8 protein-coding genes are annotated in these 7,989 nt (G+C 43.9%); 5 read left to right on the forward strand and 3 right to left on the reverse strand.

Translation table 11 applies throughout. The features are described 5' to 3' along the window. The first annotated feature begins 150 nt into the window (after nt 1-150). The 4 genes from Q0C15_RS04750 (at nt 151) to Q0C15_RS04765 (ending at nt 4,347) form a co-directional block, all read left to right on the forward strand. Entirely contained in the window at nt 151-705 is a 555-nt protein-coding gene (locus Q0C15_RS04750; RefSeq protein ID WP_297216889.1) for a hypothetical protein, read from the forward strand. 46 nt (nt 706-751) lie between these two features. Then, entirely contained in the window at nt 752-1,786 is a 1,035-nt protein-coding gene (locus Q0C15_RS04755; protein ID WP_297216891.1) for a hypothetical protein, read from the forward strand. Beyond that, a complete protein-coding gene (locus tag Q0C15_RS04760; protein ID WP_297216893.1) occupies nt 1,773-2,891 on the forward strand; it encodes a CaiB/BaiF CoA-transferase family protein in 1,119 nt (372 codons plus the stop codon). The genes Q0C15_RS04755 and Q0C15_RS04760 overlap by 14 nt, the downstream gene beginning before the upstream one ends. 88 nt (nt 2,892-2,979) lie before the next feature. Continuing rightward, the gene (locus tag Q0C15_RS04765; protein WP_297216895.1) at nt 2,980-4,347 is read left to right on the forward strand and encodes an MFS transporter; all 1,368 of its coding nucleotides are present in this window, start codon (nt 2,980-2,982) and stop codon (nt 4,345-4,347) included. 71 nt (nt 4,348-4,418) lie between these two features. Here the strand turns inward: Q0C15_RS04765 and Q0C15_RS04770 are convergent, their stop codons facing one another. The 3 genes from Q0C15_RS04770 to Q0C15_RS04780 form a co-directional block, all read right to left on the reverse strand. Beyond that, a complete protein-coding gene (locus tag Q0C15_RS04770) occupies nt 4,419-5,069 on the reverse strand; it encodes a helix-turn-helix domain-containing protein (RefSeq protein WP_297216897.1) in 651 nt (216 codons plus the stop codon). Between the two features lie 197 nt (nt 5,070-5,266). Then, nucleotides 5,267-5,752, reverse strand: coding sequence for a 3-isopropylmalate dehydratase (locus Q0C15_RS04775; protein WP_297216899.1), 486 nt, complete (start codon nt 5,750-5,752; stop codon nt 5,267-5,269). Beyond that, entirely contained in the window at nt 5,749-7,008 is a 1,260-nt protein-coding gene (locus Q0C15_RS04780; protein WP_297216901.1) for a 3-isopropylmalate dehydratase large subunit, read from the reverse strand. The genes Q0C15_RS04775 and Q0C15_RS04780 overlap by 4 nt, the downstream gene beginning before the upstream one ends. 363 nt (nt 7,009-7,371) lie before the next feature. Between Q0C15_RS04780 and Q0C15_RS04785 the strand changes: the two genes are divergently transcribed. Further along, on the forward strand, nt 7,372-7,989 hold a 618-nt coding region (locus Q0C15_RS04785; protein ID WP_297216903.1), incomplete at its 3' end, for a helix-turn-helix domain-containing protein.

The raw sequence follows: 7,989 nt of genomic DNA on the forward strand, positions 1-7,989 counted from the left end.
ATCTGAAACTTCACTCAAGGGTGGAGGGGAGACCAGCAACAGGCTCCGAAGCTTTAGTGAGGAGTATCTGATTCTTCCATTTATCAAGCTATATCTAAATATCGTTTCTATCTGGCGTAAACTTAATTCAACCGTAACGATCATCATTGAGTGATAGATTTTGACAGGCTGTATACTTTCGCATACAGCCTTGTGATGCAGTATCTCCTTGCGTTCAAGTACATTTCATACGGGTTAATAGTAGGCATCTTGCTACTGAGGAAGACATATAGGACAGCCTTTGGAGGCAAGTTTTCAAGAAGATCCATATTTCTTTCCCCACTCCTGTATCTGATATTCACCGTTGCTGTTTCATTCAATATGCTGATCGTGTCAATGATCCTGTCTATTTTCGCTTTTATCCTTGGTGTCTATGTATCATTTCACACATCCAAAAGCATAATATTTTTCACAAAGAATCAGAGGACATACTATAAGAGACCTGTATGGGTTGTCTCTGTATGGTCCCTGGCCTTCATAGGAAGGCTTACTGTGCTCTTCTTCTTTCCAGCGGTGAACGGAGACGTCTTCTCCATTCTGCTGTTCTTCGCCACCGGCCTCATAATTGGAGAGGCGGCCCATATCGTGAGGAAGCAGAAGCAGGCAACGAGTCAAACGAGGAAATTCAGACTAAAAATACCAGGCATAAGTAGACGCAAGGGATAAAACATGTTAGATGCCTTATTAAAATAATCACTACCAATCAATTATTATGCTCACTGACGACACTCTCCGTGAAGGGCTTCAGACTCCAGGTCTTTCCTTCACCGTTGACGAGAAGATCAGGATTGCGAGGATGATCTCTGAAGCCGGTGTTAAACGTGCGCTTGTTTCATATCCATCCGCCCATGTTTCAGAGATGGAGGTGACCGAGAAGATAATTTCAGAAAAATTGTTCTCTGAGGTTTTCGCTCTTGGACGAACGGTGATCGAGGACATAGACCTGATCGCTCAGACCGGTTCCAACATATCACTTCATCTTCCATTTGGCTCCTTTGATATGGAAGATATATGCCTGAGCATCAAGCATGCAAAGAAATACGGCAGAACAGTTGAGATAGCCATAGTGGATGTCGTTTCATACGGAATTGATGACGTCGTGCGCATGGCGAAAAAATTTTCAGAATGCGGTGCAGATGTTGTACAGCTTCCTGACACCAAGGGAGCCGGAACGCCGAATAAGATAGCGAGTATCGTCAGGGAGGTCAAAAAAAATTTGGATGTGGCGGTAGAAATACACTGCCATAATGATATGGGCCTGTCCATTGCGGAGGCCGTTGCCGGAATAGATGCCGGTGCAGATCATGTTGATACCACCGTGATGGGTATCGGTGAAAGGAACGGGATAAGCGATGAAATAACGATGGCAAGGTACCTGAACGATATGGGTATTGAAAAATACGACGTCAAGGCGTTTAGGAAAGCCTACGAATACGTCTTCGATCTAATCATGGAAAAAATAGGATCGCGCTTCTTTATGGATAACATGCCGGTTCTTGGTAGAAATGTGGAAACGGTCACAGCGGGCACTCATGCAGGATCCTTTCCCTCCGATCACTATTCATTCAATGTTTATGCGGGAAAGAATGCGATCAGGGCGGCCCTTTCCTCCAGAGGTATAAATGCTACCGATGGTGAGATCCGAAAGATAGTGCAGATGGTGAAGGATCACTCCGTCATGGAAGGAAGGGCGTTTCGTCTGGACGATGTTGTAAAGATATACGGTGAGGTTCATGAGAGTTCTTGAAATAGGACATATAGTTGCTGGCCCGACAGCAGGTCTTCTCCTTTCAGACATGGGATTCGAGGTCATAAAGATAGAGAGACCAGGGAGCGGCGACATAGCGAGATCGCTGACCGGATCAAGCGCGGGAGCATTTCCATTCTACAACAGAGGAAAGAAGAGCATAACGATAGACCTCAAGAGTGAAGACGGCCGTAAAATATTCTTGAAGCTTGTTTCAACCTCTTCCGTAATAATTGATAACCTTGGATACGGTACGATGGATTCTCTAGGTCTATCCTATGAGAGGATCGCTGAGGTTAATCCGAGGATAGTCTATCTTTCCATCAGGGGATATGGGGACGGCCCATATGAGAGGAGAAAGTCGCTAGATTATCCGATCGAAGTACACAGCGGTCTGGCCTACATGACGGGCCTGACCGGAAGGCCGATGAGGGTGGGCGCCTCCATCGTCGATATGGGTGCTGCTATGTTCGGCGTCATGAATGTGATGAATGCTCTGTCTGAGGTTGAAAAGACGGGCAAGGGGAAGAAGATATCGGTCGGGCTGTTCGAGACCGCTATGTTTTTTGTTGGCCAGCATATCGCAACCTATCAGATAACCGGCCAGGAACTGAAGCCGATAAACGAAGAAGGGTTCGCATGGGGCATATACGATTTCTTCAAAACAAAGGATCTTAAGGATGTCTTCGTTGCGGTCACCACAGACGAACAGTGGAAGCACTTCTGTAGAGAATTTTCTCTTGATATTCAGGATAAATACCCAACCAACAAGGCGAGGTATGAGAACAGGAAATCGCTCATCCCGTATCTTCAAAGTGTCCTCGGACAGTATGAAGAAAGCGAATTGATCGGTAAACTGGAAAAATCCAACATTAGCTACGCGACCCTGAACAGGCCATGGGATCTCATATCTGATGTGCATGCTTCCAGGAAGATGGCGAGAGAATCCTATGGTGGTAAGGATCTCTATGTTCCCACTTCACCACTGAATACGTATCGCGATGGAGATCCGCCTTCTCTGGGAGAAAACAACGAGGAGATACTCGCTGATCTTGGATATTCCAGAGAGGAGATCGACATATTGCGAAGAAAGAACGTAATATGAAATATATTGAAATGTTATCTATTGATCTTGAAATAATTGTAACATGTTAGATCGATAATTTATGATGTGGGTAAAACATTAACATATCATGGTCGAGGAAAAGAAATATACGGGTAGCGTCTCAGATAGGCTAGAAAGGCTGCCATTTGGGACACCCCAGAGAAATTTTCTGCTCATGGTGACAGGAGGGGAATGGGCAGAAACGCTGATGCTGCTTGGAAACGGTGCGATACTTGCGCTTGTGGCCACCGTCCTTCACTTCAGCCATGTGCTGGCTACACTGGTTGTGCCTACCTCTTTCTTCCTTGGCGAATTCATCGGCAGTATATTCTTCGGCTGGCTCGGGGATCAGAAGGGAAGGAGGACGGTGTTTCTGTACAATCTTCTGGTATTCTCCGTTGGCATGATTTTGGCTGGTCTAATGTCTTCAGCCATACTGATAGCTGTGTTCGTCTTCATAGGGGGAATAGGTGTAGGTGGCGAATTCCCGATAGTTGACACGTTCACGACTGAGATGATGCCGGGAAAAGAACGTGGAAAGAGACTGGCCACCGTGTACACCGTAGCAGTTACCGCAGGACCGGTGATCGCATTTCTAGTCTATGAGATGAAGGTAATAGCGCCGCCGTTCTATTCGTGGAGGATAATATTCTGGTTCATGGGTATAGTGGGCATAGCCATATGGGCGGTGCGTACGAGACTAAATGAATCTCCCAGATGGCTTGAGGTGCATGGCAAATACGATGAAGCCGATAAGATCGTCAGTAACTGGGAAGAGAGGATCATGAAGGAGAAGAACATGGCAAAACTCCCTGATGTCAGGGAAAGCACGGATATTTCACCTAAGAAATCGAGGTACAGAGACATATTCGCTCCGGACATAAGGAGCAGAACCATAATGATGCTCATATTCCAGTTCTTCCAGAGCGGTATATTCTATGGGTTCGTTGCTCTCGCTCCTCTGTTCCTTCTGGCCAAGGGCATATCGCTGGTGCACACGCTTGAATTCACCTTCCTGATCTATTCTGGATTCTTCTTCGGTAGCATCTTCAACATCTTCATAATAGACAAAGTTGAGAGGAAATGGGGGATCATAACCAGCGCACTGGTTGCCGGTGTCGTAGGTACGCTGTTCGCCATAGAAGCAAACGTCGTTGCCGTTATCATACTCGGTTTTATCGTTACGTTCACATTATGGAACTTCTCAAACTTCTTCCACACTTATCAGGCAGAGATATTTCCAACAAGGGTCAGGCCAACCGCTGCTGGAACGGTTTACAGCGTGAGCCGTATATCTACATCCATACTGGTGCCAATAATAACTGCGTTCTTTCTGCCGCATGGAGTCCTCGCATCGTTCGGTATAATATGGGTCTTCATCATCATAGTGGTGCTTGACCTCGCAATTCTCGGACCGAAAGCATCCAGGCTCCGCGTTGAGCAGATCGCGTCGTGAAGATATAGTTCTTCAAAAATTTTTTATCTCTTTATTTCCATAATTTTTGAAGCGTAGATATTTTTTAAATTTCAGTGCCAGAATAGCATCTTCATTATCTTCTTCTCTGCATTTCTAAGGTGATATAGGGCCGTAGGCTTGGCCATCTTCAAGTAAGCAGCTAAATTGGAGAGATCATTACCTCTTGGCCACGAAAAATAACCCATCCTATATGCATTTAAAAGAACGTTCTTTTCGGTATCGGTCAGGTCGAACATTATATCAGCCATACTGGAAGCCATCATGGCGGGTATGGAAACGGATGCCTCCAGTCTCATGGAGTCAAAGTTTTCAATATGATTATATCTTGATACTGCGTCAAGTATTACATCTACCTTATCCTTCTCCAGTACGAGGGCCTGAAATATTTCGACCCCATCACTTGCGAGCAATGGATAAATGGGCATACCTCCATTCTTTTCTATAGATCCCATTATTCCATGGGAAACTTTCCGACCGATTATCAGGCTGTATTTTTTCTGTCTGGATATGTTTAGGGAATCGAAATCTTTAATCAAATGGCTCTTGAGCCCTGGTATATCATCAGACCTGGTTATGGCCACAACGGAATTTTTTTTGAAATCCTCCGTGAGCACATTGAGGATGAAGAGCTTTGACTGTGTGTTGTAAGCTGCGTCGGATAATCCGCATTCGCTGGAAATACTGAAGGTAAGATAATACATATAAATACAATCATCATTCTATATTTAAGCCTTAGTGAATCTATTAATCTAAATTCAGATGATGAAATATCCGGTCATATGAGAATCCGTTTCTTGGAACTCTCATAGGATATCCAAAAATTGGAAGTAGAAACACACCAAAAATTGAGATTTCATTCATCTATGAACCCAGAGGAAAAAATCGTAGTTCAATTTTATCATTTTATTCCAAGCTTCATCTTTATGAAGTTTACCATGCCGCCTTCAGCCAATATCTCCGAAAGCGGACCTGTGGGCCCTGCAAACAATGCAATTATGTTACCCGAATCATCGTATAGTTTTCCCGATTCGATATCGTAATCAACGATATCGCCGTCCTTTACGCTATTCAGATCTTTTATTATACCCAGCGGAAGCCCTATGTTTATGGAGTTACGGAAGAATATCCTGGCAAACGATCTGGCCAGGATCAGGCTTATTCCAATATCTTTCAATACAGCAGGAGCCTGTTCCCTTGAAGAACCGTATCCAAAATTTTTGCCCGCCACAATTATGTCTCCAGGTCTAACGAGGGTATGGAAGTCTGGCCTTACTGCTTCCAGGACATGATCTCTCAATGCAGGAATTCCCAGATGCAGATATCCTGCTGGAGCGATGACATCAGTATCGATGTTGTCACCGATCAAAAATACCCTACCCTTCATAATGATGCCTCCGGATCTATGATCCTTCCATCAAGAGCCGCGGCGGCTGCAACATAGGTGTTGGCCAGATATACTCTCGATTCAGGACTTCCCATCCTCCCCTTGAAGTTTCTGTTCGTATTTGATATTGCGGTTTCACCATCTCCGAGAACGCCCATATGCAGACCGGCGCATGCACCACAGTTCGGAGGTGATATGACCGCGCCGGCGTCCAGAAAAACATCTATAAGTCCCTCCTTCAGTGCCTGTCTGTAGATGTCTCTGGAGCCTGGCACTATTATCAGCTTTACCCCTTTTGCCACAGTTCGGTTTCTCAATACTTCAGCAGCCTCACGAAGATCTGTTATGGTACCATTTGCACAGTTGCCGATGTATACTTGATCGACCCTAACACCGACGTATTCCTTCACATCATGGACATTTGCAGGGGAGTACGGTACAGCTATCTGCGGTCCGATGGAATCAAGATCGATGTCCACTCTCTGTGCGAAATGCGATCCTTCATCCGATCTGACGTTCTTTAGATCCTCCTCATCGATATCGAAGAATCTGCCCACTAGTTCATCCGGCTCTATCATACCGGCCTTCGCCCCAGCTTCCACAGTCATATTTGCTATGGCCATCCTCTGATCGATCGAAAGATGCCTTATGGCTTCACCGTGAAATTCCATAGACATGTAGTTTGCACCGTCTTCTTTAAGAATCTTCAGTACACTGAGAATTATGTCTTTACCGGATACATATTTTCTAAGTCTTCCGATCAAATCTATCTGGATGCTTTCCGGAACCAGGAACCAGTTTTTTCCCAGCGCCATGATCGCGGAAACATCGGTTATTCCCATGCCGACGCCCATGCATCCAACAGCACCCAGCGTCACAGTGTGGGAATCAGTTCCCACCGCGAGATCACCAGGCCTGATCAGCTTTTTCTCTATCAGAACCGTATGTTCTATCCCTTCGCCTCCCTGTATAAAGACGAAATTGTTTTCCTCCGCGTATTCTCTTATTATCTTTATATTGTTTGCACTTGATACGTCCTTGGGAGGATATATATGATCCACTATGAATATGAGCTTCCCTCCATAATTGATCTTTCCTATGCCTATTTTTCTTATTACCGATAAGGCTACCGGGCCCATGAGATCGTTCAGATAAACGAGATCAGGAACAGCCCAGACGTAATCACCAGCTATTGAGCTTTTTCCGGACGCCCTGCTAAGTATCTTTTCAGCCATGGTCTTTGGATGATCTGACATAGTAAGTCATCTTTAACTATGAATTTGAAAAAAGATAATAAATCTTCTATCAGCGGATTAATATAATATCTGAACATCTGTTGGATAAACGATAAAATCAAAGATCAGATATGAACAGTAAAGAAATATTTTGAAACTGTGTATAAGAAAGAGATCAAGACCTTTAAAACCTTCTAGGGAGACAGATAATGCTAAAAATATATTGTTAAATGAGTTTACATTAAAATGATAAAAGAATGATGCTTTACTTTCCAGAATTATACCATACTATTAATCTTATATATAATTATGGATCTACATTTTCTTATTACACAGGTAATGACCTATCATAACATATAAATAGCAGCAAGCTGATTAATGTATATGTACTTTATGAATTTCTCCATTAAGAGTGATTGTGGGCTATCTCGAGCCGCCTCTCAAATTGGAGAAAAAATAATCTCAATCAATGCCGTGAATAGCACATCCAATATCAATTATATAGTCGCATTCACCGTAGGTAATGATGTCGCTGATATAAAGAAAGCCTTCAGCAAAGATTTCGAGAATTTTTCTATCGTCAAAGGTAAGCTTTACACGTTTATAACTGGCATGAAGCATTCTCATGGCATAATTCCATCAATAACCGCTAATGGTGGCATACCCCTGTTTCCAACATATGCGGATGGTGGAATTGAAGCTTTTAATGTGCTTCTGTTCTCAAAGGAAAATCTAGAATATATAATCGAGGCTGTTAAGTCTCACAATGACGTCGTCACTATGGATTACATAAGATTACGGGACGGAGACTCCATAATTGATAACATAAAAACTCTATTTAGCGATGTACTTATCACGGATCTAACACCACTCGAGAAAAAGATCATACGCGCGGCTTTCACATCCGGGTTTTATACTTGGCCCAGGCAATTCAGCCTCGAAGATATATCAAGGGATACTGGCCTTTCAAAGCCAACGGTCCTCTACCATATTCGAAACGCG

This window comes from Thermoplasma sp., assembly GCF_023256435.1.
In the GTDB taxonomy this organism is placed as follows: Archaea; Thermoplasmatota; Thermoplasmata; order Thermoplasmatales; family Thermoplasmataceae; genus Thermoplasma.